At 52.4% G+C, this 24,020-nt stretch carries 21 protein-coding genes and 1 riboswitch; of the genes, 4 read left to right on the forward strand and 17 right to left on the reverse strand.

The annotated features are described in order from the left end of the window. From pepV to NDK47_RS18805, 9 genes are all read right to left on the reverse strand, one after another. Window positions 1-1,434, reverse strand: coding sequence for a dipeptidase PepV (gene pepV, locus NDK47_RS18765; RefSeq protein ID WP_251871302.1), 1,434 nt, complete (start codon window positions 1,432-1,434; stop codon window positions 1-3). Next, on the reverse strand, window positions 1,431-3,512 hold the full coding sequence (locus tag NDK47_RS18770) for a sigma 54-interacting transcriptional regulator (protein ID WP_251871303.1): 2,082 nt from the start codon (window positions 3,510-3,512) through the stop codon (window positions 1,431-1,433). Before NDK47_RS18770 ends, pepV begins: the two co-directional genes overlap by 4 nt. A 155-nt stretch (window positions 3,513-3,667) precedes the next feature. Then, the gene (locus tag NDK47_RS18775) at window positions 3,668-5,326 is read right to left on the reverse strand and encodes a peptide ABC transporter substrate-binding protein (protein WP_251871304.1); all 1,659 of its coding nucleotides are present in this window, start codon (window positions 5,324-5,326) and stop codon (window positions 3,668-3,670) included. Window positions 5,327-5,482: 156 nt separating this feature from the next. Beyond that, window positions 5,483-6,508: an asparaginase gene (locus NDK47_RS18780; RefSeq protein WP_251871305.1), complete on the reverse strand. Its 1,026-nt coding sequence runs from the start codon at window positions 6,506-6,508 to the stop codon at window positions 5,483-5,485. Between the two features lie 300 nt (window positions 6,509-6,808). Beyond that, window positions 6,809-6,952, reverse strand: a complete 144-nt coding sequence (locus NDK47_RS18785) for a hypothetical protein (RefSeq protein ID WP_251871306.1) — start codon at window positions 6,950-6,952, stop codon at window positions 6,809-6,811. A gap of 13 nt (window positions 6,953-6,965) precedes the next feature. Then, window positions 6,966-7,292: a ferredoxin family protein gene (locus NDK47_RS18790; protein ID WP_251871307.1), complete on the reverse strand. Its 327-nt coding sequence runs from the start codon at window positions 7,290-7,292 to the stop codon at window positions 6,966-6,968. Further along, entirely contained in the window at window positions 7,274-8,569 is a 1,296-nt protein-coding gene (locus NDK47_RS18795) for an FAD-dependent oxidoreductase (RefSeq protein WP_251871308.1), read from the reverse strand. Before NDK47_RS18795 ends, NDK47_RS18790 begins: the two co-directional genes overlap by 19 nt. Next, complete coding sequence (locus NDK47_RS18800) at window positions 8,553-9,584, reverse strand: electron transfer flavoprotein subunit alpha/FixB family protein (RefSeq protein WP_251871309.1); 1,032 nt, start codon at window positions 9,582-9,584, stop codon at window positions 8,553-8,555. The genes NDK47_RS18795 and NDK47_RS18800 overlap by 17 nt, the downstream gene beginning before the upstream one ends. Then, a complete protein-coding gene (locus NDK47_RS18805) occupies window positions 9,581-10,411 on the reverse strand; it encodes an electron transfer flavoprotein subunit beta/FixA family protein (protein ID WP_251871310.1) in 831 nt (276 codons plus the stop codon). The genes NDK47_RS18800 and NDK47_RS18805 overlap by 4 nt, the downstream gene beginning before the upstream one ends. Before the next feature lie 322 nt (window positions 10,412-10,733). After that, a riboswitch (glycine riboswitch) is annotated at window positions 10,734-10,843 on the forward strand. 169 nt (window positions 10,844-11,012) lie between these two features. On the opposite strand from NDK47_RS18805, the gene NDK47_RS18810 reads away from it, so the two are divergent. Further along, on the forward strand, window positions 11,013-12,365 hold the full coding sequence (locus NDK47_RS18810) for an alanine/glycine:cation symporter family protein (RefSeq protein ID WP_251871311.1): 1,353 nt from the start codon (window positions 11,013-11,015) through the stop codon (window positions 12,363-12,365). A gap of 193 nt (window positions 12,366-12,558) precedes the next feature. On the opposite strand, the gene NDK47_RS18815 is transcribed toward NDK47_RS18810, so the two are convergent. Beyond that, the gene (locus NDK47_RS18815) at window positions 12,559-13,164 is read right to left on the reverse strand and encodes a methylated-DNA--[protein]-cysteine S-methyltransferase (protein WP_251871312.1); all 606 of its coding nucleotides are present in this window, start codon (window positions 13,162-13,164) and stop codon (window positions 12,559-12,561) included. A gap of 4 nt (window positions 13,165-13,168) precedes the next feature. Beyond that, entirely contained in the window at window positions 13,169-13,720 is a 552-nt protein-coding gene (locus NDK47_RS18820) for a bifunctional transcriptional activator/DNA repair enzyme AdaA (protein ID WP_251871313.1), read from the reverse strand. Window positions 13,721-13,969: 249 nt separating this feature from the next. Between NDK47_RS18820 and NDK47_RS18825 the strand changes: the two genes are divergently transcribed. Further along, on the forward strand, window positions 13,970-14,728 hold the full coding sequence (locus NDK47_RS18825) for a TrmB family transcriptional regulator (protein WP_251871314.1): 759 nt from the start codon (window positions 13,970-13,972) through the stop codon (window positions 14,726-14,728). Window positions 14,729-14,820: 92 nt separating this feature from the next. Beyond that, window positions 14,821-15,996 (forward strand): MFS transporter, encoded by a 1,176-nt coding sequence (locus NDK47_RS18830; protein ID WP_251871315.1) that lies wholly within the window; start codon window positions 14,821-14,823, stop codon window positions 15,994-15,996. A 175-nt stretch (window positions 15,997-16,171) separates the two neighbouring features. Here the strand turns inward: NDK47_RS18830 and NDK47_RS18835 are convergent, their stop codons facing one another. Continuing rightward, window positions 16,172-17,578, reverse strand: a complete 1,407-nt coding sequence (locus NDK47_RS18835; protein WP_251871316.1) for a sensor histidine kinase — start codon at window positions 17,576-17,578, stop codon at window positions 16,172-16,174. Between the two features lie 30 nt (window positions 17,579-17,608). Next, window positions 17,609-19,267, reverse strand: coding sequence for a M20/M25/M40 family metallo-hydrolase (locus tag NDK47_RS18840; protein ID WP_251871317.1), 1,659 nt, complete (start codon window positions 19,265-19,267; stop codon window positions 17,609-17,611). Window positions 19,268-19,521: 254 nt separating this feature from the next. On the opposite strand from NDK47_RS18840, the gene NDK47_RS18845 reads away from it, so the two are divergent. Continuing rightward, window positions 19,522-20,706, forward strand: coding sequence for a M20 metallopeptidase family protein (locus NDK47_RS18845; RefSeq protein WP_251871318.1), 1,185 nt, complete (start codon window positions 19,522-19,524; stop codon window positions 20,704-20,706). 62 nt (window positions 20,707-20,768) lie between these two features. Here NDK47_RS18845 and NDK47_RS18850 read toward each other — a convergent pair whose 3' ends face one another. From NDK47_RS18850 to NDK47_RS18860, 4 genes are all read right to left on the reverse strand, one after another. Next, a complete protein-coding gene (locus NDK47_RS18850; RefSeq protein ID WP_322112065.1) occupies window positions 20,769-21,698 on the reverse strand; it encodes an FAD-dependent monooxygenase in 930 nt (309 codons plus the stop codon). Continuing rightward, window positions 21,652-21,969, reverse strand: coding sequence for an FAD-dependent oxidoreductase (locus NDK47_RS27730; RefSeq protein WP_322112066.1), 318 nt, complete (start codon window positions 21,967-21,969; stop codon window positions 21,652-21,654). The genes NDK47_RS18850 and NDK47_RS27730 overlap by 47 nt, the downstream gene beginning before the upstream one ends. Window positions 21,970-22,164: 195 nt before the next feature. Continuing rightward, on the reverse strand, window positions 22,165-23,148 hold the full coding sequence (locus NDK47_RS18855; protein ID WP_251871319.1) for a branched-chain amino acid ABC transporter permease: 984 nt from the start codon (window positions 23,146-23,148) through the stop codon (window positions 22,165-22,167). Further along, the gene (locus tag NDK47_RS18860) at window positions 23,148-24,011 is read right to left on the reverse strand and encodes a branched-chain amino acid ABC transporter permease (RefSeq protein WP_251871320.1); all 864 of its coding nucleotides are present in this window, start codon (window positions 24,009-24,011) and stop codon (window positions 23,148-23,150) included. The genes NDK47_RS18855 and NDK47_RS18860 overlap by 1 nt, the downstream gene beginning before the upstream one ends. Window positions 24,012-24,020 lie beyond the last annotated feature (9 nt).

Consider the following 24,020-nt stretch of genomic DNA (forward strand, 5'->3'; position numbering starts at 1 on the left):
TTATTTCGCAAGTTCGTACATGGCCTCTGCATAGATAGCAATTGCCCGGAGCAAATCATCAATCTCGGCATACTCATCTGTGAGATGGGCCATTGATTTCTTCCCGGGAAAAAGAGGGCCAAAAGCGACGCCTGCTTTCAGTGATTTTGCGTAGGTTGCACCCCCGGATGAGAGCAGTACGGCTTCCTCTCCCGTATGTTTGGAATAGACACGGGACAGCGTTTGCACGACAGGGTGATCCTTTGGCACATAGTGAGCGCGGGATGTCCGCAGGCTGGAGATGCCCAGATTCAATTCGTCTGCCCGCTTTTTCAGCTTTTCTACATACTCCTCCGGCTCAATGGTCGCGGGATAGCGAATATTCAGCCGGATCGATCCGCCCTCTGCGCGGTCATAGGAGAAAATGCCGGCATTTACCGTCAATCGGCCCGTCACCTCGTCCTCAACAGCCAGTCCCAGCTTTTCTCCCCAATGATCCTCATGCAAGACCTCTGAAAGGAAGCCGAGAAATGCTTGATCGGATCCCTGGAAGGAAAACTGGTGGAGAAAATGGGCGGCGATGGTTCCGGCATTTTTGCCCAGATGCGGCTCCATCCCATGCGCTGGTTTCCCTTTCGCTTCAAAACAGAGAGTTCCATCGGATTGCTGCTGGATTTCTCCTGTGACCCCGTGGCGAGCGAGATGAGCCTGCCAGCTTTCGCGAATTTCTTGAATCGTCGACCTTGCTTCTGCAGCAAGTGGCATCGAAACGATCGCTTTCACTTTTTCCGGAACGCTGTTTCCCTGATCACCGGATGCAAACGAGTGAAGGACCCAGGCGGTGCTGTCTGCTTGCGATTGGTATGGAGCTACTGCCAGCGTCGGATTAATCTGCCCCTTTTCAGCATGAATCATGGGGAAGGATGCGTCTGGAGAAAAACCGATTTCCGGCAGCTTTTCCACTTCCGCATAATGCTTCATGCACAGCCAGCCGCTCTCTTCATCGGTGCCGATAATAAACCGAATCCGTTTGGAGAGGGGCAGACCCGACTCCTTTACCAGCTTGAGCGCATAATAGGCAGCAAGCGCCGGCCCCTTGTCGTCAATCGCCCCCCGCGCATAGATTTTCCCGTCGCGAATGCTCGGCTCAAATGGAGGCGTCGTCCAGCCCTCTCCCACAGTTACGACATCGACGTGAACCAGGACTCCGACCTCTTCCTCACCCTCGCCGTACTCCACATAGCCCGCGTACCCGTCCAGATTTTTTGTCCGAAAACCGTCCGCCTCTCCCAGCTTCAGAAAATACTCAAGCGCTTGGGCGACTCCCTCACCAAACGGTTTCCCCTCCGCTGCGGTCGTCAGATCCTCGATACTGTTGATCGCGAGCAGCGGCACGAGCTTGTTCAGATACTCTTCCTGCCGAGCGAACGCTTTCTCTTTCCAGTCTCTGCTCATTTCATTCCCTCCTTGGCCATAGCGTGCTTATAAAAAGCCAAAAACGCCTCTCCCTTGGGAGAAATGGTACTGCCTTGACGCCCTTTGCCGACGAAGATCAGTTCATCCTGCTGCAGCAGCTTGAGTCGGTAACGAAGCTGCTGCGTAGTCAGTTCATAGCCATGCTCCCGCATCTGCTCCTGAAGCGCATATCTTCCGCCGCCCGTCTCTGAGAGTTCCTGGAGGATTGCCATCATTTCCGGCAAAAAGCCTCTTTTCTCGTATTCCTGATAGGCAGCGAGCTCCTGGTCTTGGAGCATCGCCGTGTCCAGGGAGAGCTCGGTGTTGTACGTCTGCAAAAAAGGCAGATGATGCGCATACACTTCATCCTCGACCACATGGGCCAAATACTCGACCACATTCTCCAATTCGCGGATATTTCCCGGCCAATGGTATTCCTGCATCGCTTTCAATGCTTCTCTGGAAAGCGTGAAGGGAGGGCGGCGCAAATCGAGACAGTAATGCCGAACAAACGCCTCCACCAGCCAGGGGATATCTTCTCCACGCTTGCGAAGCGGCGGCAAATGGATCGGCAATATGTTGAGCCGGTAGTACAGATCCGCGCGAAATCTTCCCTCTTTGATCATTTGCTGCAAATCCTGATTGGTGGCGGCAATGACCCGGATGTCGACGGGGATCACCTTGTTCCCTCCAACGCGCATGATCTGTCGCTCTTGCAGGACACGAAGCAGCCTGTTCTGAATGGCGCCACTCGCATCTCCGATTTCATCCAGAAAAATTGTTCCTTTGTGGGCCAATTCAAACCAGCCGATATGGCCTCCTTTTCGCGCTCCGGTAAAGGCCCCTTCTTCATACCCGAACAGCTCGCTCTCCAGAAGCGATTCGGAGATGGCGGCAAAGTTCACTCCGACAAACGGCTCACGCTTGCGCGGCGAGGCATTGTGAATCGCCTGTGCCAATAGTTCCTTCCCCGTTCCTGTTTCTCCGAGTAGCAGGATCGTGGAGTTGCTGCGAGCCATCTTTTTCGCAATCTGGACGACCTTTTGAAAAGAGAGACTTCTGCCATGAATGTCATCGAAGCTGTATTTGGCGACCAGGCCCTTGCTGTACAAACGCAATCGGTAGTCATGCTCCATTTTTTCAATTTCGGCGGCCTTCCGAAACAAAAGCAGACTTCCGAGAAAACGGCCTTCCATGACAATATGCATTTTACGAAAAAAATAGGTGCGGCCAGCCCAGTCCACCAACAGCTCCTCATTTTCGCCGCAGTCACGCACGGTTTCCATAAAATCATCCGGTAGACAAAGGGCTGCTTTCTCTCCCTGCACCCTCGGCCCGGGGAGATGAAGCGTATCTACCGCTTTCTGATTGATAAACCGAATGACCTCTTGCTCATCCAGCGCAATGACTGCATCCTCGATTCCATTGACGATGCCCTCCAGATACATTTGCAGCAGACGAGCGTGAATGATTTCATTGTTCAATTCCTTTGTGATATAGATAAGGGACTGCATCGCACGGGCTGTTACTTTATGGAAATTGGCGTTGTCAAAGTGGGCGTAAATCTCCAGCCAGGTGGACAGATCGATGACGCGAAAGCCGATATCAACCACCTTGCGTATGCTGGGAGGAACATGCTCGGATTCTCCGGGCGTGACGGCAATATCAATATCAGGCGGCAATTCGGCTCCCGGGTAATACGGGTGGAGTTCGAAATCCATTCCGGATTCGACCAGCAGGCGAATCGTATCGGACGCCGTTTCGGCTGTGTCACTGACGAGCAAGACCTTGACCCCGGGCGGAATCTCCAGCATCTCCCGAAGACTGTGATACGGCAGCATCCGCTTGGCGATAATCGCCTGGGAACCGAGCGGCAAATACGGCTCTACCTGGTCGCAGATCCGGTCTGTAGAGAGAACCACGAGCGAATTTTCCGCAATCGGCCTGTACGGCAACTGATCCAGTCGCCGCCCCTCAATATGAAAATCTTGCGAGATCCCCAGTTCATTGCACTGACTGACCACCGATTGTAAAAATTCATCCATCTTTGCAACGAAGGTTACTGTCTTTTTTTCCATACGAACCCGCTCCATGATGTATTCAAAAACGCAGCACCGCCATGCCTACAGGCGAAGCCTCCGTTTGAGTTTCCACAAGCAAACCTGCTATTCTTCCACGAGTGAGTGCGTAAAGACAAGGGCATCCGTAGAAACCCTTGTCTTTCGCTATTTTCCTATTTTTTCTGAACTTCTGCCCATTTGTAATCAAGGGTGCCAACCGGGTGACGCAAAATGCCTTTTACGTTTGGCTGGTCCATAAACACCTTGGTGTTAAAGTAAATCGGTACGAGCGGCATTTCATCCATAAACATTTTTTCTGCATCGTGCATCAACTGGAAGCGTTCTTTTTCATCCGCGGTATTGCGAATTTTTTCAACGAGAGCGTCATACTCCTTGTTGCTGTAATTGATGCGGTTTCCTGGGTGGTCGGTTACGAACAGCTCCAGGTAGTTGAGCGGATCGCCATAATCCGCAGGGATGGTAGAGCGGGAAATTTGCAATTGACGTGCGCGTTGTTCAGCTAGGAAAACTTTCCATTCCTTGTTTTCCAGTTTGACATCTACACCAAGATTCTTCTTGTACATTTCTTGCAGCACCTGAGCAATCTGTTTGTGAGCATCGCTGGTGTTGTAGGTGAGTGTGACTGGCGGAAGCGTGGTATATCCCTCTTCCTCCATCCCCTTCTTCAGCAGGGCTTTTGCTTGTTCGATATCGTTGTCCTTGATGAAATCACCGCCAACTTCACGGAAATCTCGGCCGTCTGGTTCCGGGAAGCCAACCGGGATATGTGCGAGTGCCGGAAGCTGGTTTCCTTGTGCCACGTTGTCAATCAAGGCCTGACGGTCAATAGCCAGCGCAAATGCCTTGCGGATGTTTGCGTTTTGGAACGGCTCCATCTTCACGTTCATTCGGTAGTAATAGATCGATGCCTCCGGCTCTACTTTTGCTTCGCCCGCATCAATCAGTTGCTTTTTCATGTCATTGGGAACGGTCTGGATCATATCCAGCTGACCCGTTTTATACATCTGGTATTGGGTGTTTTCATCGTTTACCATCACCCAATCAATACCCGCGTATTTGACGGAATCCTTATCCCAGTAGCCATCATTTTTCTCCACTTTAACCGATTGATCATGCACCCATTCGCTCATTTTGAATGGCCCGTTGCTGACCAGAGTGGAAGCCTCGGCTGCAAAATTCGGGTTTTCTTCCACGACCTTTTTGTTGACCGGGAAGAACGTCGCCTGTGTCAGGATGTGCAGGAAAAAGCCGGCTGGAGAGGTCAGCTTCACTTCCAGTGTTTTGTCATCGAGTGCTTTTACCTGTACATCGTCAGCGCTTCCCTCGCCTTTGTTGAATTTCTCGGCACCATCGATATAATAGGCCAGAAAAGCAGACGGGAAGGCATTTTTCGGATCGACAATCCGCTTGAATGCATATTCAAAGTCGTGGGCGGTCACAGGGTCGCCGTTGGACCATTTGCTGTCACGCAGGTGGAACGTATACGTTTTGCCGTCTTCACTAACGTCCCATTTTTCCGCCATCGCCGGCTGTGGTTTGTGATTTTCGTCCAACCGCGCGAGACCCTCCATTGTCGCATTCAACACTTCATTGGAAGTACTGTCAAACCCTTTTGGCGGATCAAGCGAAGGCGGCTCTGTCTTCAAATTCAAACGAAGCTTGGCTGCTACATCCGCCTGTCCTCCTGTGTCACCTGTTTGCTGCTGCTGTCCTGGCTGTGCCGGTGCAGAAGATTGGCTGCATCCTGTTACTGCCAGTGTGAGCAGCAGCGCGGATGTGCTGAGCACCTTCCATCCTTTGCGCAAATTCATTGAAATTTCCCCCTTTTTTCTGTGAAAAACGCCTTGGCGTTTTCCATAAAATAGGATGTGACTGCTTGCGGTCAACACTTTTGTCCCCCGATCAGAGGGGAAAACGGTCATGACCGTTTTGTATGGGTAAATGGCTTGTCACAATGTAACGAGCCTTTACACGCCAAGAGAAGTGTTTGCTGACTGGAGCGTAAATGTGGTTTCGATTCTTCCCACGACATGACCACTCATATTTTTCACGGGCGGGTTGGTGTATTCGGCCAGTTTTTCCAGCGGTCCATCTGTCCCGATTCCCAGTTGACGAAGCACCTCATTGACAGCCGCGTAGATGGCACGCGGTCCGCCGTCTTCGATTTTGACAGCCACACCAATGCCTGTCTGGCGATCGCCCAAACAGTAGACCGATTCCGCACCCGCTTTGCCAAAGATGCGCCCGGCAAAGGCTGTCATCAAATCGGTGCAGTACCGGTTGTTGCCGCCAACCATCTCGGGATGGGCAATCATGGCGTCTGTGATGCGGATGACTGCCTGACGGCGCTCATGGTTGGAAATGACTTCGGGTTTGGCCATTTTTGCATACGCCCAGGCGTAATGGGCGAGTGGAAGCCGATGCACCGGAACTCCGCAACCGTCTGTCCCCAGCGCGATCTCTTCTTTTGGATAGGAAGTCAGATCACTGACGACATCCAGAATGCGCTGCTGTACAGGGTGTTCCGGCAAATGGTAGGTCGCTACTTCCTCCCCCATATGTACAGCCGTGGCAATCATGCCCGAGTGTTTGCCGGAGCAGTTGCTGTAGATGGGCGTCAATGGTTTGCCAGCCCGAATCAGTTCTTTGTAGCTTTCCTCATCGCGAGGAACATGGGTTCCGCACTGCAGCACTTCCTCCGGCTGTCCGGCACAGTCGAGCATCTTCATGGCTCTGGAACGGTGGCGCGGCTCGCCGCTATGAGAAGCACAGCAGAGTGAAAGGTCTGCCGGCTCCAGACCATAATGGTCTGCGGTTCCTGTCTCGATGACGGGAATAGCCTGAAGCGGCTTCATGCTGGAACGAGCAAAGGTCTGGCGAAGAGGGTCGCCATAGGAATAGAGCAAGTTTCCGTTTGCATCGACGACAGCTACATGACCGAGGTGCGTGCTTTCAACAGCTTCCCCCCGGTATACGTTGGCTACCAGGTTCATAAATAATCTCCTTTGATGTATGAAGTATGGACTTGCTATGTTATTTTGTATTAGCAAATACCGTGCCAACGTTCCCGAAATTGGGGAAAACGCGAATTTTCGCTATATTACAAGGGTTTTGTCTCTTTATCCGCTTGTGTCCTATTTCCCTTTTAGGTTATCCTATTTCTCGGAATAGGTCAGCATTTATTTTAAATTACCCTAAACTTTTCCAATTCAAATTAAAAATACCCCCTTTTCTGCTCAAACAAGAAAAGGGGGCACCTATTTGGCACCGGTCCTGATTTTTATTCCCACGCTTTAGGCTTTTTGCAACTGTTCTGCCGTTTCCCAACTGACAAAGGTATCTTCCCACATCACCAGATATCTTTCATCCTTCACTTCCAAAATGATGCCTTTTGCCCCGTCTCGCACGTAAATCACCGTCTCCCCGACACTATACATGCCCCATCGCCCATTACCCCAGTCTGAAGATGATCCCGTGTCCACCTTTCGGGTACTCCCATTTGATGTTTTCGTACGGACAACCGATCCGGCAGCTTCCGCATTCGTGACATCCCTCGTATCCCACATGCATACGCACCTCTTCCCACTTATACACTTCGGCCGGGCAAAAAATCGTACACAGCTTGTCGGGACATTTTGTCGCGCAGACATCGGCATCCAATACGTGCAGGTGAGACTGTGTATCCGCCTTGAAGCGGACCAGGTACTGCTTTTCTTCAATAGACTGACCTTTGGGCAGATCTTTGGGCAACTCCTTCATCACTTCATCACCCTCCATGCCTGCATCAGATCGCGGGCCATTCTCCATTTGTCTTTGGCTGAGCCCAATTCTTTCCAGATTTTTTGCTGTTTCTCCCACTTGGAGCTGCCATCTACTGTAAACATCTGGCTGGCTGCCCGGTTCATCAGGGGAATGTACTTTTCAAAATAATGCGGGTATTTTTCAAAATGATGCGTGGCATCCTTGTATTTTTTCAAATCCTGGCCGACAAAACCGTCCAACAGCTTTTTCCGGTAGGTATCCAGCTTGGCTGCCGAGAAATCCTCCGCTTCCCTCGCTTCCAGAATCGCTTCTGCAGCCAGCACTCCTGAGGCCATCGCCATATTGGAGCCTTCTCGGTGGATGGCGTTGACCAGCTGGGCGGCGTCTCCTACGACGATCACGCCGTCCCCGACCACTTTTGGCATAGAGCGGTACCCGCCCTCAGGAATCAGATGGGCCAGGTATTCCTGCTGCTCGGTTCCCTGAATATAGGGACGGATAATCGGATGATTTTTCACGTAATCGAGCAGTTGATGCGGCCTGATCTTGTTCTTGATCAGTCCGGACAGCATGGCCCCTACCCCGATATTCAAGCTGTCCTTGTTGGTGTAGAGCCATGCCGTACCGAGAATCCCTTTGGTTGCATCGCCGAAAATTTCAAAGGTGCAGCCCTGATCCCCCTCGAGACTGAACCGATCCTCGATAATCTTCCGGTCCAGCTTCAGAACTTCCATCACGGCCAGTGCGACTTCATCGGGGCGAAACTCTTTGTGAAAGCCCAGAGATTTTGCCAAAAGAGAGTTTACCCCATCTGCGAGAACCACCACGTCGGCGAATAGATCGCCATCGGGACGATCCGTGCGGACTCCGACCACCTTCCCGTTTTCTACCAAACATTCCGTAACGACCGTTTCGTTGATGAGGAGGGCTCCCTGCTGAACCGCTTTGTCGGCAAACCACTGGTCGAACTTGGCCCGCAGCACGGTGAAATTGTTATAGGGTTCTTCTCCCCATTCCAGGCCCTTGTAGCTCATCGTGACAGCCGATTGCCCATCCAGCATCATAAATCGCTGCTCGACAATGGGGCGCTCTACAGGGGCCTCTTTGTAAAAGCCGGGGATAATGTCCTCCATCATTTTGCGATAGAGCACCCCGCCCATGACATTCTTGGAGCCGGGATACTCGCCCCGCTCCAGCAACAGGACATTTACACCTGCTTTTGCCAGCGTGTACGCGCAAGACGTGCCGGCGGGTCCGGCGCCGACGACGATCACATCAAACTTTTCCGCCATACTGTACCTCCTTGCCCGCTGCCGTCTGAAATGCCTCGATCAGCATCGGGACGATTTCAAAAGCATCTCCGACAATCCCATAGTGGCAGGATTGGAAAATAGGTGCCTGCGGGTCTTTGTTGATCGCAATGATCAGGCCGGAGTTTTGCATGCCGACGAGATGCTGGATGGCACCTGAAATGCCAATCGCGAAATACAATTTTGGCGTGACAGTTACCCCAGTCTGTCCTACCTGGTGCGCATGATCAATCCACCCGGCTTCCACGGCATCGCGACTGGCACCGACTGTGGCGCCGATCACTTCGGCAAAGCGGTGCAGAAGCTGGAAGCCCTCTTTGCTGCCGAGACCTTTGCCGCCGGCGACGATGATATCTGCTTCGTCCAGCCGCACTTTGGTTTGGGCTTCCCTGACGATTTTCAGCACCTTGGTCCGAATGTCTATCTCCTGCAAAGGCAGGGTTTCTTTTATGATCTCACCTGATCGGGATGGGACCGGGGGAAGCGCTTTCATCACTTTTGGTCGGACCGTTGCCATCTGCGGCCGATGCTTTTTGCAGAGAATCGTCGCCATGATGTTCCCCCCGAATGCCGGGCGGCTGGCTTCCAAAAGTCCTGTCTCCTGATCAACGTCAAGCATCGTGGTGTCTGCGGTCAATCCCGTTTCCAGATCCGTTGCCACCGCACTGGCCAGATCCTTTCCTGTCGAGGTTGCCCCGTACAGGATGATTTCCGGCTTGTGCTTTTCTACACAATGAATGACAGCTCTCATGTAGGATTCCGTACGGTAATCGCAAAAGATCGGATCGTCGTAGAGATAGACCTGATCCGCTCCAAAGTGAAACGCTGTCTCACACAAGCCGCTGACCTGCTCGCCAATGAGAATGCCTGCCAGCGGCACTCCCCGTTTATCCGCAAGCTTACGGCCAGCGCCCAAAAGCTCAAGGGAGACAGGCACAATTTGTCCATCCCGGTGCTCCAAAAAAACCCATACTCCTTTGTACGCATCCAAACTCATGTCCGTGCCTCCTTCCCTGCAAAAAGCTCCTGTCTCTGCAGCAAGATGTCCATCAGACGGCTGACCTGTTCCCCAGCCGAACCCTGCAGAAGCTCGCCGCCCTTTGGTTTTTCCGGAGGCCACACCTTGGCGACAATCGTCGGCGAGCCCTTGAGACCGAGCAACGTGCGGTCGACGTCCTCCAAATCGGCGACAGACCAGATGACAGGCTGATAGCGGGCCGCGCGAATCATATTGGGCAGAGGGGAGTAAGGCACTTCGTTGATTTCCTTTTCCACCGAAAACAGGCACGGCAAGCTGGACTGAATCACTTCGTAACCGTCTTCCAATTTGCGGTGAACGACGGCATAGCCCTGCTCTTTGTTCACCTCGACCACTTTCTTTACACTGGTCAACGGAGGAATATCCAGACGTCTGGCGATACCCGGCCCGACCTGACCCGTGTCCCCGTCAATCGTCATCTTTCCGCAAATCACCAGATCAATCGGATTGTCTTTCCCGATTTTCTCCAGTGCTTTCGTCAGGGCGTAGCTGGTGGCGAGCGTATCGGCTCCAGCAAACGCGCGATCCGTGATCATATACCCTTCGTCCGCTCCGATTTCGATGCATTTGCGGATCGCTTTGACTGCAGGCGGCGGCCCCATCGTCAGGACGGATACCGTTCCTCCATACCTTTTCTTGATACGGACCGCTTCCTCCACCGCATGGGCATCATAGGGGTTCAAAATCGCGGGAGCACTAGAGCGATCCATTGTATTTGTTCTCGGGTTCATCTTGATGATTTTCGTGTCCGGCACCTGTTTGATACAGGCGACGATGTGCAGCATGTAATCTCCCTCCTTACAGCCCGACGCGGTATCGTTCAGACTGGGCTCACACAGGTTGTCTCCTTTTGGCACGACACTTGCGGGCAACATGTTCATCATTGATATAACGTATTGCGTCCGATTGTCGAATAGACCATAAAGAGCAGCACGTTTTCCGCGGGAGATATTTCAGCATTGACAAGTTGAGGATCGTCCCTATAATTGATTTATAAATTAGATAACGTTCGGATGAACCATTCAGGAGAAGACAGTTGTCTACCGACGGGGCAAGGGGCGAAAATCCCGAAACTCTCAGGTCTTGGAAACAAGTAAAACTGCATGGGGACGAGCCTCTGGAGAGACTCCCTCTTTTATCCAAAAGAGGAACGGGCACCGAAGGAGCAAATTCGCGGCGGCGAATAATCTCTCAGGTAAAAGGACAGAGTGGACGAATTTTCACATGCAGAGACTGCAGTTTATTTGTTGATCAACAAATTCAAATCATCAGTCTTTGTTTGCTCAATGTCCCATATGCTTCATTTCCCATGACGATCTCCAGAGAACATTTCATCCTCGATGAAGTGTTTTTCTTTTTTACAGAACGACGAGGGGGAACGAGAGAATGGACTGGCTGATGAAACTGTTGGACACGGTTAATGATGTTGTCTGGGGACTTCCTACCCTGATTCTGCTTGTCGGTACGGGCGTGATGCTGACCATCCGCCTGCGCGGACTGCAGTTTCGCAAGCTGTGGTATGCGCTGCGTCTCGCTTTTGGCAAAAAGCAGGAGCATTCGGCAGCGGGTGACATCAACCATTTTCAAGCACTGATGACTGCGCTGGCGGCGACGATCGGAATGGGGAATATTGCGGGGGTGGCAACGGCCGTCGCCGTCGGGGGACCAGGTGCTCTCTTCTGGATGTGGATTACAGCCCTCTTCGGTATGGCAACCAAGTACGCAGAAGCGATTTTGGCCGTTAAATACCGTATCCGCCAGGAGGATGGCAGCTTTTCCGGGGGACCCATGTACTATCTGGAGCTGGGGCTGAAACAAAAATGGCTCGCTGTCCTGTTTGCCCTGTTTGGCACGATGGCCTCGTTTGGAATCGGCAACATGGTGCAATCCCACTCTGTAGCGGAAGCCGTGCAACTGAACTTTTCCATCCCTCCGTGGGTAACAGGCATCATTTTGGCTGCATTTACGGCCTTTGTCATTTTGGGCGGCGTGAAAAAGATTGGACAGGTGACAGGGGTGATGGTGCCGTTCATGGCTCTCTTTTACATCGTGGCCGGGCTGATTATTGTTGCGGTGCATATCGATCAGGTACCGCAGGCCCTGGCTCAGATCATTACAGGCGCGTTCAACGGAACCTCCGCAGCAGGCGGATTCCTCGGGGCGACCGTAGCCATGGCGATTCAAAAAGGGGTCGCTCGCGGTGTCTTCTCCAATGAAGCTGGTCTGGGCAGCGCCCCGATTGCCGCGGCTGCAGCCAAAACGGATGAGCCTGCCAAACAGGCGCTTGTTTCCATGACAGGGACCTTTATTGATACCATTATCGTCTGTACGATCACCGGACTTTCGCTTGTTACCACGGGAGCTTGGTCGACGGGGATGTCCGGTGTGGAAGCGACTACCTACGCATTTCAGAACGTCTTCGGGCATGCCGGCAGCTATGTGCTTGCTGTCGCGATCATCCTCTTTGCCTACTCTACCATTTTGGGCTGGGCCTACTACGGCGAAAAATGCTTTGCCTACCTGTTCGGAACTGGCTCCGCCCGGTACTACCGGACTGTCTGGGTGATCATGGTGGCAATCGGTGCGACACTCAAGCTGGATCTGGTCTGGACGCTCTCTGATATCATGAACGGCATGATGGCGATCCCCAACCTGATCGGCTTGATTGGTCTCTCTGGTGTAGTCGTGGCGGAAACCAAGCGTTTTTTGGACGGACGTGTTGAAGTTTATCGGCAGTAGCAGACAAAAAAATGGCGCAGAGAAGGAGACTTCTTTCTCGCGCCATTTTCCTTTGAAGAACATCCCTTTTTACAGGGATTGAAAAACTCCCGAATTCCCATTAATTGGATGTCACTACTTACTATCAACACTCTTGTCACCGATGGAGGGAGAAAACAGTCATGAGCGGTTTGATGCTAGCGTCCATTTTTTCTTATCCAGGAAGAGAAAGGGTAACGTTCTGAGGCTGCCGATATTTTTGTTCATGGGCCAGCAGCCATTCCTTTCTCCACAGTTCCCACGCATACCCGCGAAGCTCTCCATCCCTGCCAATCACCCGGTGGCAAGGAACGACGATTGCCCATGCGTTTTTGCCGTTCGCCGTTCCCACTGCCCGGACGGCTTTCTCCCGGTTGACAGCAGCTGCAATATCCTGATAGGAAGCTGTCTGTCCGTACGGGATAGCCTGTACCTGTTGCCACACCTCTTGTTGAAATTCAGTTCCCGTATGGCGAAGCGGAAGCTCAAAGCTCATCCGCTTGCCTTCAAAGTATTCGGCCAACTGCTGCAGGCAGAGTTGGAGCGCATCTGTGGCCACACTATCGGTCACAGGGAGGTCTGCATCAGGGGAATCAACCTTCAGTGTCTCAGAATTCGGTGCTTCTATCTTCTGTGTTTCTACATGCAGTGCTTCGGTATCCGGGGCTTCTACCTCATGCCGCCCGGTTCCCTCCCCGACAAAGCGAATCGAGGCAATACTTTTCCGATCACCGGCAATTTCCAGCTTTCCCAGCGGGGATGTATAATACCGTCTTTCCAAGTGGTTATTCCTCCTTCGTCGACCGCCTGAACTCAGTCGGGGTCTGCTTCATCTCTTGGTGAAAAACATGGGAAAAATGGGCGCTGTTCCGAAATCCGACTTGATGGGCGACCTGAGCAACCGACAGGCTGGTGCCGCGAAGCAGCTCCCGGGCAGCTTCCAGTCGTTTGCGGATCAGGTACTGTCCGGGTGAGCAGTCTCGCAATCTGCGAAAGCAGCGAAGCAGGTAGTACGGACTGATAAACAACCGGGCTGCCATCTCCCGCAGCGTCAACGGCTCTGTATAGCACTCGCTGATCAGCTGTTCCGCCCGCTGTGTCAGCTCCTCGTCAGCAGACTGCCACCCTGTCTTGTGCGGCTGACATCGTTTGCACGGGCGCAAACCCGTCCTTTGTGCCTCATCGAGCGTAGCAAAGATACGGACATGCTCTCGTTTCGGTGTTCTTGATTTACAGGATGGCTTGCAAAAGATACCGGTGGTCAGCACACCGTAATAAAATTTTCCATCATATGCGGGATCGCATTCGACTACCGCCCGCCAGATCTCCTCGTTCATCGACTGACCCCTCCCTCTTCTCTCCTGTATCTGATGGTCGTCGTTTAATTCTTCTCCCGTAGTATAACGCCAAATCAGGATGATACGTAAGGCTTACCAGATGAGAGTGCAATCTCACAAAAAAAATCCCTATACGTCGTACTTCCCAACCGTTTCTTTAGCCCCAAGGAAAAAGGGAGTATAATAATGGTACCGATCAGAAGGACGGAACGGATCTTTCGCAACAACTCACTCGGAGGGTACAGGACAATGTTGGAAACATTTGGGTTCTCCCATTATGAAAGCAGGGTATACGAAGCCCTTGCCGCAGGCGACACACCTATGGACGCGACTATGGTTGTCAAGCATTCAGGCGTTCCGAAAGCAAAAATATATGAAGTGCTCCAGCGGCTAGTAGAGAAAGGACTGGTTCTGGACTCTCTTTCTGAGAAGAAAAAATGGTATACGGCACTTCCCCCCAGCAGTCTGATTGATAAACTGACCACACAATTTGAACAAGATATCGATGCGCTCAAAACTTCTTTGACAAAGAAAACACTCAGGGATGACCGCATCTGGAATCTCAAAGCGGCTTCGTCGATCCGCGCAGAAAGCAGACACTTGATTCAAAACGCGACCAAATCCATTCGCTTCTCAGCCTGGAGCGATGATTTTGCAGCTTATGCAGCGCTACTTGAAGAAAGGGAGCGGGAAGGCATTGATGTGGAAGTGCTGGTTGTCGGCCGGAACCAGTGGAAGCTGTCTCGTGTCCATGAGCTGGTTCCAACAGAGGAGCATGAGGGACTCGAACGGTATCAACTGGTGGTGGTCGACCAGGAAGAAATTCTCCTTGCCGGTGAAGAGAACGGTGCCTGGCAGGCCATTCAGACACGAGCGCAGCCTTTCGTCAAATTTTTTGCCGACTTTTTCTATCATGATGTGGCTTTGGCAAGTATCACCCAGAAGCATTATGATCTGTTCATGGGAGATGAGGAAGTCCGAAAAATGCTGATTCGTCTGCGCTATTAATATTGTCAGGATTTTCTCTTGTGTGCTCGCGCAAGAAAGGTTACCATCGTAGTGGTAACCTTATTTAATTTTACCGAGAGGAGAGCATCTTTGTGAATCCGCGCGTCTTTATCCTTGCTATTGCAACCTTCGTGGTCGGAACGGTGGAGCTGATTATCGGGGGCACCATGAATCTGATCACAGAAGATCTGAATATTCCTCTCAGTGCGGCCGGACAATTGATTACGGTCTTTTCCCTGTCGTTTGCCATCTCAGCACCCATCCTGATGCACGCAACCCGCAGCATGCCGCGCAAACCTTTGTATCTCACGGCCCTTTTTGGTTTTTTCCTCAGCAATGTTCTCGCGGCGTTGAGTCCCATCTATGCATTGCTGTTAGTGGCCCGCATTCTCTCAGCGGCCTGCGGTGCCTTGCTGACCGTGCTGTCCATCTCGATCGCTACCCAGCTGGTTGAACCGGCTTATCGGGGCAGAGCGTTGGGCATTATTTTTATGGGGATCAGCGGATCACTGGTTCTTGGTGTACCGCTCGGCATGACCTTGGGCAATGCTTTTGGCTGGCGGGCACCGTTCTGGTTCATCGCCGCCTTGAGTCTGCTTGCGATGCTGATCCTGAGTCGGCAGTTGCCGCAAGTACAGATATCTCCGAGTGTTCCGTTGCGGGTACAGCTCGCCTCGTTGAAAGACTCGAAGATCGTCAGTGCTCAGTTGATTTCCATGTTTATGCTGACCGGACATTTGACGCTGTACGCTTACTTTACACCATACCTGGAAACGACGATGCATCTGGAAGCTGGGTGGCTCAGCATCATTTACCTGGTGTTTGGCTTGGCCGCTGTAACAGGCGGGGGTGTCGGCGGCTGGATTGCAGACAAATGGGGACCAACCAAATCCATGCTGTTCATTATTTCCAGCTTTGCCCTGGTCATGGCCTCCTTGCCTTTTGCGACAAAATCTCTGTACATCTTCCTGATCGTCATGATCTTATGGAGTGCACTGAGCTGGGCCATTTCCCCTGCACAGCAAAACTACCTGATTCACGCCGCACCTGGAACCTCTGACATTCAGCTTGGACTAAACACCTCTGTTCTCCACGCAGGTATCGCACTTGGCTCAGCCATTGGCGGAATCGTTGTCGAGCGGGCTTCCGTGCTGTACAATCCTTGGGTTGGTGCCATATTTGTCTTGTTTTCACTCGGGTTTGCCATCTTCTCTATCACTCGACCCGTCAGGGAGAAATCGGTTGCCAGATTGCCTATAGAGTCCTAAACCCGCAGAGCGCTTCCTAGAAGAAAGAAGACTGTCCGGAACTTGATAGCCCCCTTCGAGCAGCGGCTTATTTTCAACCTTCTACTCTAAGGGGAGCCTGTCACTTTCCAAGGCAGCCTTCTTTTTTATCGGAAGAATCCCCCACTTCAAGGCGTTAGCCTAAGTGGGGGATTCTTCAATTGCCGGGAATTTGCAAACGGACACAGAATTGCGTCGTTCCCCGCTCAGACCGAACATCAATGTCCCCGTGGTATTTCCTGACGACCTCTTTGACGATCGTCAGTCCAACGCCACGCGGCAAATCATCATCTCCTTGCTTGGTGGTGACGCCCTCTTGAAAGATGCTCTTCAAATGTTCGGCCCGTATCTCTTTTCCCGAATTTTCCACAGTAAACCAGTACGCTGACTCTTTTGCCTGACAACTGATCCGAATGTATTTTTGTCCGTCAGCCTCTTCCGAAGCCTCGATCGCATTATCCAGCAGATTAGACAAAATTTTGATCAAATCCACAGAAGGAATCCGGTCAAATGGATGCTGCTCCACCTCAAATTGCATCAAAATCCGCCTTGATTGCGCTTGTTCCCACTTCGTATGGAACAAGACCATCAGGGCCGGATTTTGCACACGCACAGAGAGGTCGAGAATTTTGGCGTCACGGATCAGGGTGCCGATATAGTCTCGCGCTTTGTCATGGTAGCCACACTCAATCAAGCCGTACAGGACCTGCATGTGATTGACAAAATCATGGCGCACCGAGCGCATGGAAGCGATGACGGACCGTATTTCGTCCTGATACGTCCGTTCCGCATCGCCAACAGCCAGCTTCAGTTCCCGCCTGTACCAACCTTGCAACAGAAAAAATACGAGCAACAGCAAAGCGACAAACATCACATTGAACAAAAACGTGAACATACTGCTGCGGACGACTTCGCTGCCTATGCTGTGCATTGTATCTGTACTGACATCGATTCCAAGAATTCCAATTACTTCTCCGGTATGATCACGGATCGGAGCCCCTGCTGATACGTATTCGCCATAAAGCGGGTCGTGAATCACATCAGAATAATAACTGCTTCCTCTTTGAACCTGTTCAATCTGCCCCGCTGTCACATTGCAAATCTTTCCTATGTCAAATGGCTGGGAAAAATCTGGCGGATGTGCCGTGAGCAGCGTTTTGCCAACCTTCGGGTTTTCCTCTATTTGCAAGGTGTAGACATATAATGCCCCCATCTGCAGACGTGCTTCTTCCAATTGCTGCTGAAGCCGTCTGTACGCCTCATGTTCACGTGAAGGGTTCGCTGCCAGCTCCTTGTATGTAGGGACATCCAGACCTCTGGCAATGTTCTCAGCTTCCTGCATGCTCTTTGACGCAAGCGCGATGTATACGGATTTCATCGTGTTTCGATAGGAGACAGCCACATTTATCGCCGTCAGTACCAGCAAAATGGCGGTTGCTATCCATACTACCAGCATCACACGAGGCTTCTTGGTCATTGTCATTATCATACTTTTTACCCCAATACTGCCACCCAGCGATTGCTCTTTTCTAAGCCAATCGTACCGGGTCATGGTCTCGTTCATTCTAGTACACCCGGCAGGACGTGTCTAGGTTTACTTCTCTCCAATCAGTTTGCGGATCACGAGATTGGTTACTTCCGGGACGATTTCGGTGGAAAACGCAATCTCCATCCGCTCATATTTTTTATGGGCGTCATAGCCGTAGGGACCTACATTGATCGCAGGCACATTCAGATCGCGGATATCCTGGTAGTGAACGTAATGCTTGGTTCCCCAGCCCGGATTATTGTCGCTCACAGCCCGAATGCCTGCTTCATCATCGCGCAGCGAGACCATACTCATATCGCAAATATAGGGAAAGAAGTTTTTGGTTACGATGGGGTATGCGTAATGCGGCTGGACTGCAGCCACTGCTTCCTCCAGAGCTTGCAGCAGTTCCCTTTCCCGTTCGTCTTTTCCGGCCAGGTCGATGGCTGGAGAGTAGAGTGAGGAATAAAACAGAATGATGGCCGGACTCTTGTCTTTCATCCAGCTCCATTCTTCTTCCACCACTCTGGCAGCGAACATGCGCGTATCCAGACTTTCATCCAGCAACAGTTGCGCTTTGAAAGCTTTCATATGCTGTTCAAAACGATCCCCATGCTCCTCGCGCAACTGCCGGTTCATCTCTTCGTAAATCATGACACGCGGCTTCCACGGCAGCGGATGATAGGATTCCCCACAGCGTTCCCGGTATTGCCGGTAGCGGCTGTCGAGACAGGCCAGCGCATTGGCAAACGCAATCTCTGCCTGTTTTTTCAGCATGTCCAGCACTTCTTTCGGTGACCAGGAAACCGTAAAGAAATTGTAGTACACATACGCGGACAACGCTGTTTGCACCGTGTAGGAGGGCTTGAGGTCTGTCTGTTTTAAAGATACAGGAGGCACCGGTATCTCGCCCAGCGCTTCATCGCAAAGCTCTGGATTATAGCTGATCTGCCGTGTCAGCTCGGCAGCGAGAAAATTGGGGTCAAGCCCCTCAAAACAGGAGCCTACATGTGTCTCTGCACCCGTAATGAAAAAGGACGGCAGCAGCTTCCCGATGGTTCCTTTGTAGATGTAACGGTTTTCATCCCCTTCATAGAGCGGCGCCACAAAGTCGGAGTTGATCAGGGCGATATACTCCAAACCGTATGTTTCTTTCCAATGCTTCAGATCCTTTAAACCGGACAACACACCGTGCGAGCTGTCCTCCTCGTCACACTCGGCAAGCAGGACCAGATTTCCGGTCAGCTCGTCCGGATGTTCGGCGTAATAGCTCAGCAGGTAGACATGACTGGCGACGCCGCTTTTCATATCGAGCACGCCGCGACCAAAATGCCAATCCCCAGACTCAAGCTGCTGTTTGACCAATGGCGGCAGCGTTTCCTGATGAAGCGCTTTCATTAATGCGGAAGGACTACACGCTCTCTCCTTTAAATGACCGTAATCTTCTATACCAACTGTATCGATATGCCCCATGAGAATAACCGTCCGGTTGCTCGCTGGCGCTTTGGTTCCCTCGACAAAAGCGAGAACGTTGTAACGCTCCCGTTCGTCATTGACCGTCCGGGAAAGAAGCAGTCTTTCCGGATTTTTCTGAAAATAAGGGAGCGAAGCCAGCTTTTGATGCAGAGCCCTCGCAACATCGATCTCCCCCGGTGTATTGACAACACTCTCAACTCGTACAAGCTCATCCGTTAATTGCAGCACTTCATCTCGACAGGACAACATTCTGTATTCTCCTTCCAGCAGACTAATCTACTCTCTCATAAACCCAATTCGTCAATTCCCTTCTGCATCCTGCAAATGGGACAAAGTTGGATTCATTCTTTCCGGGTCTAACAGCTATTTGGTACCTCTTATGCATATGCTTCCGAATAAAGTGTTGGAAAATTCAATAAATGACTCTATACTTACAGGCATAGATGATAGTGTATGTCCTTTTTTGATCCTTCAAACCAAATTCAAAACAGGAGTGATTGGCGATGCGTGACCAATTGTTTTCGCGTTTGCAGGAGCTGTTTCCGGATATGACGAGCATCCGGCGCGATCTGCATATGTATCCTGAGCTTTCTTTTCAAGAAGTGAATACGGCGAAAAAAGTGGCAGACCGGCTTACAGCGCTTGGTCTGGAGGTGCGAACAGGTGTCGGCGGGATGGGTGTCGTCGGCCTGCTCAAAGGCGGAAAGCCGGGGAAAACGGTCGCCCTGCGCGCCGACTTTGACGCCCTGCCGATACAGGATGAGAAGGAGGTCGCCTATAAATCACGCGTCCCCGGTGTCATGCACGCATGCGGTCACGACATTCATACCGCTGCTCTGCTGGGTGTTGCCCAGGTATTGAGCGAGGTGAGAGAGGAACTGCCCGGCAACGTCGTGTTTATCCACCAGTTTGCCGAAGAGCTTCCCCCGGGCGGAGCCATCGCGATGGTAAAAGACGGCTGTCTGGACGGAGTGGACGTGGTCTTCGGGGCGCATGTCGCTTCGGAATTACCCTGCGAGGTCGTTGGGATCAACAGCGGATTCGTCTCGGCCGCATCCGACCAGTTTGAGATTCATGTCTCCGGAAAAGGCGGACACGCGGCCTATCCCCATCAAGCCATCGACCCGATTGTGATTGGCAGTCAGATCGTAATGAATCTGCAGATGATTGCCAGCCGCCGTATCGATCCATTGGAGAAGGTGGTCGTTTCCGTCTGCACATTCCAGGGCGGAGACGCGTTCAATGTCATCCCGGATTCCATCGTGTTGAAGGGAACGATCCGTACCTACAGCGAGTCTGTTCGGGAAGCAGCCAGGGTATCGATCCAGCAGATCGTGGAAGCTACCTGCCAGGCTTCAGGGGCACGCTGCGAGGTCATTTACAATCACGGCTACCCGGCCACGTACAACCATCCTGAAGAGTCGGAGGCCCTGTTTGCTGTCGCCAGACAAATCTGGGGAGAAGAAGAAGTGATCCGCCTCCCGCCAGCGATGGGCGGTGAAGACTTCGCCTATTTCGTCCGAGAACGTCCCGGCACCTTTTTCATGGTTGGCGGCCAAAATCCCGAAATTCAGGCCACATATCCGCATCATCACCCCAAATTTGATGTCGACGAGCGATCCATGGTAAGGATCGGTCAGGTGTTTCTCGCTGCACTTCTGGATTATCAGGAAAAACACAAGCGATAAACGACCTGCTCAGATGAACGGGCTGCTCAGGGACCGCGCCTTATGCCGGTCCCTTCTTTGCTTTATACTTCATGACCAACGATCCAGTCCAGTCTTCTGCTTTGTACGGTTGGCGGAATCAGCCTGAGCATCAGGTTTCGGGAAGCTGTCGCGAATGGATTTTCCAGTTGAACCATTCTGCCCATCAGCCGTGATCCGCGAGTAATGGCCGCGGTACGGCTCATCCGCTCTGTCTCATACTTCCTGAGTGCCGTCTCCAACCCGTCTTCCTCCCCATCTTCACATACGGTTTCTTGTTGGAGGCAACGGGCCAAAACCAGAGCATCCTCCATTCCTTGTCCCGCCCCTTGCCCCAGATTGGGAAGCATCGGATGCGCCGCATCACCGGCCAGTGTCACCCTGCCGACACTCCAGCGTCGCAGCGGCTTTCGGTCGTAAATGTCATTCCACAGCATGTTTACAGAATCCGTTTGGGCGATGCACTCACGAACCGGCGCGTACCAGTCGAAAAAACGACTCAGCACCGACTCTTTATCGCCCGCCATCAGCTTTTCCGCTCCTGCCGCGGCATTGATGGCAGCAAACCAGTGTACCCGCCCCTTGCCAATGTGAGAGAGGCCAAAGCGAACTCCTTTTCCCCAGGCCTCAAAACCGCCGCCCGTCTCCACCGGATAGCGCTCATGGTCATAGGTGGTAATGCCCCTGACAGCCGTGTAGCCGGAGTACCGCAGCGGTTCCTCTCCGAAAAGCTGGCGTCGTACTTGCGAGTGAATCCCGTCCGCTCCGATCAGGATATCGCCGTGCGCCTCGGCACCATTCTCGAAGCAGACCCGCACCCCATGCTCTCCCTGAGTAAAGCCAAGCAACCGATGACCCACGCAAATGGTCTCTTGATTGACCGCCTCCACAAGGGCCTCCTGCAGATCGGCACGGTGGATCATGTAGCTATCGGCGCCGTACCGTTTTGCCTGCTCTTCTACTGGCAGACTCACCAGCAGACGACCGTTCCACTCGCGTATCTCCGCCCGCTTGACGGGCGCTCGTGAAGCTGCGAACCCGCTCTGCCGCTCCCAGCTTCACGAGCGCCTTCATCGCATTGGCCGCCAAAACAATGCCCGCCCCAATCCCCTTCAATTCACGGGCGCGCTCATACACTTCCACCTTCCAGCCTATCTTCTGCAGGGCAATGGCTGTACACAAACCGCTGATTCCCGCGCCGATGACGATAGCTTTTCCTTGTTCGCCAAAACGGTTCTGCTGCATTCTGGCTCCTCCGCTTCCCGTTGCATTCGTGTTTCTTTGCCCTTAGTCTACGGGCTTTCTGCATCGGCGTCCAGCTTCTTCGCCCGTCGGAAAACTCTTCACCTGTCGAAAAAACTTCGCCCTTTTTTCGCAGGATGGCAAAAAGCCTCCTTTTGCCCGTAGGACGAAAAGGAGGCCTGGATTTGTGGAAACCACTTATTCAGGCTGACCCGCAAGCTTTGTCGCTTGTTTCTTTTTCTGGCGCCACTGGCGGATGGTCCCCATAATCCCCTGCGGGAAAAACATCACCGCAAGAATATAAACACCTCCAAAAAAGATCATCCAACGCTCAAAAATCCAGTGAACGCCAGCCAGATCCGTTAACAATGTGTGCGCCAGCAATATCAAGGCGGCACCGATAAACCCGCCGTACAACGTGCCTACTCCACCGATAATCGTCATCAGCAAGGCATCGAGCGTCACATTGGTGGAAAATACTGCCGTATTGACGAACCGCAACGTGAGCGCATACATGACGCCGCTCATCCCTGCCATCACTCCAGCGACAATACTAGCGATGATCTTGTAGCGGAGCACGTCATAGCCAAGCGACTCGGTGCGCTGCTCATTTTCGCGAATGGCCTGCAGTACCTTGCCGACCGGAGACTCGGTAAATCGTCTCAGCAGCCAAAAGGAGACGAGCAAAAAAACGAGAGCAAGCCAATAGAGCGCTGTCCGGTCCCTAAGTACATCTGGGATGGGAAAGGTAAAGCCATCATTCCCTTTTGTAAGGCTTCGCCATTTTTCCGCGAGGACGAAAAACAGCCCGGCAAACGCCAGCGTCAGCATCGCATAATAATGGCTTTTTAACCGCAGGGACAGCGCACCGATCACATAGCTGACCAAGCCCGTCAAAATAACCGAGGTGACCAGTGCCAACCACAGCGAGAGAAGAGACGCCTCCCACTTACTCATCCAGATCCCGGTCGTATAAGCACCGATCCCAAAAAACATCGCGTGTCCAAAAGAGATAATTCCGGTATAACCAAGCAGGATGTCATAGCTCATGGCGAACACAGCGTAAAGAAAAATTTGCGTCAACAGGATCAACATGCTCTTCGATTCAATCCCCAGCGGGAGCAGTGCAAGCAGAGCCGCCAACCCGAAAAGAACCCTTGTAGATGTTTTCCCCCGGTTCATCAAGCTCCCTTCCCTCCCGCAAGCCCCGTCGGCCGGAACATCAAGATCACCAGCATCAGGAGCATATTTACCGCCAGAGCCGCACTCGGCACATAGTACGCCATGAACGCTCCCAGAAGGCCGACCAGCACTGCTGCCAGCGCCGATCCGCCCAAACTTCCCATTCCCCCAATGACGACCACAATAAATGCAAGAATGCCATAATCCATCCCGATTTCGGCGTGAATCACACCGGAGTACGGAGCAAACAGCATGCCGCCTAATGCTGCCATCCCGGACCCGAGTAAAAAGACGAACAGAAACACACGTTTGATATTGATGCCCAGCGCTTCGACCATTTCCCTGTTCATGACGCCCGCTCGCACGATCAGGCCCAGTCTGGTGTGTTTCAACACGTAATGAAGTCCCATAAAGACAAGCACACCGGCAGCGATCACGAACAGACGGTATTTGATCAAAATGACGCCGCCAACCATCCAGCTGTCGCGGAGCAGTGCAGGTGGCTCCACGCTGATTTGATTAGGGCCGAATAAGACCTTGATGCACTCGTTCAACACAAGCAGCACCCCGAGCGTAATTAAAATTTGTGATACGTGATTTCCATAGACCGGCTTGATGATCCACCGCTCCAGGGCAAGACCAAGCAATACCCCTACCACGACAGCACCAGCGATGCCAAGGACAAAGCTGCCCGTCTCCATATAGAACCAGCCCCCTGCATAAGCCCCCCAGGCAAAAATGGCACCGTGAGCGAAATTCAGCACATCCATTAAGCCAAAAATGAGGCTTAGTCCCGCAGCTAACAAAAAGATCAGGCAGCCTGTGGCTAGTCCATTGATCGTCAGGTTCAACAGTACGTCCAACCGTCACCC

Source organism: Brevibacillus ruminantium, from assembly GCF_023746555.1.
In the GTDB taxonomy this organism is placed as follows: Bacteria; Bacillota; Bacilli; order Brevibacillales; family Brevibacillaceae; genus Brevibacillus; species Brevibacillus ruminantium.

Coding starts and splice junctions, on each gene's coding strand:
- pepV (WP_251871302.1), bottom strand. CDS start 1,434: ATGAGCAGAGACTGGAAAGAGAAAGCGTTCGCTCGGCAGGAAGAGTAT.
- NDK47_RS18770 (WP_251871303.1), bottom strand. CDS start 3,512: ATGGAAAAAAAGACAGTAACCTTCGTTGCAAAGATGGATGAATTTTTA.
- NDK47_RS18775 (WP_251871304.1), bottom strand. CDS start 5,326: ATGAATTTGCGCAAAGGATGGAAGGTGCTCAGCACATCCGCGCTGCTG.
- NDK47_RS18780 (WP_251871305.1), bottom strand. CDS start 6,508: ATGAACCTGGTAGCCAACGTATACCGGGGGGAAGCTGTTGAAAGCACG.
- NDK47_RS18785 (WP_251871306.1), bottom strand. CDS start 6,952: ATGTATAGTGTCGGGGAGACGGTGATTTACGTGCGAGACGGGGCAAAA.
- NDK47_RS18790 (WP_251871307.1), bottom strand. CDS start 7,292: ATGGAGGGTGATGAAGTGATGAAGGAGTTGCCCAAAGATCTGCCCAAA.
- NDK47_RS18795 (WP_251871308.1), bottom strand. CDS start 8,569: ATGGCGGAAAAGTTTGATGTGATCGTCGTCGGCGCCGGACCCGCCGGC.
- NDK47_RS18800 (WP_251871309.1), bottom strand. CDS start 9,584: ATGAGTTTGGATGCGTACAAAGGAGTATGGGTTTTTTTGGAGCACCGG.
- NDK47_RS18805 (WP_251871310.1), bottom strand. CDS start 10,411: ATGCTGCACATCGTCGCCTGTATCAAACAGGTGCCGGACACGAAAATC.
- NDK47_RS18810 (WP_251871311.1), top strand. CDS start 11,013: ATGGACTGGCTGATGAAACTGTTGGACACGGTTAATGATGTTGTCTGG.
- NDK47_RS18820 (WP_251871313.1), bottom strand. CDS start 13,720: ATGAACGAGGAGATCTGGCGGGCGGTAGTCGAATGCGATCCCGCATAT.
- NDK47_RS18825 (WP_251871314.1), top strand. CDS start 13,970: ATGTTGGAAACATTTGGGTTCTCCCATTATGAAAGCAGGGTATACGAA.
- NDK47_RS18835 (WP_251871316.1), bottom strand. CDS start 17,578: ATGAACGAGACCATGACCCGGTACGATTGGCTTAGAAAAGAGCAATCG.
- NDK47_RS18840 (WP_251871317.1), bottom strand. CDS start 19,267: ATGTTGTCCTGTCGAGATGAAGTGCTGCAATTAACGGATGAGCTTGTA.
- NDK47_RS18845 (WP_251871318.1), top strand. CDS start 19,522: ATGCGTGACCAATTGTTTTCGCGTTTGCAGGAGCTGTTTCCGGATATG.
- NDK47_RS27730 (WP_322112066.1), bottom strand. CDS start 21,969: ATGCAGCAGAACCGTTTTGGCGAACAAGGAAAAGCTATCGTCATCGGC.
- NDK47_RS18855 (WP_251871319.1), bottom strand. CDS start 23,148: ATGAACCGGGGGAAAACATCTACAAGGGTTCTTTTCGGGTTGGCGGCT.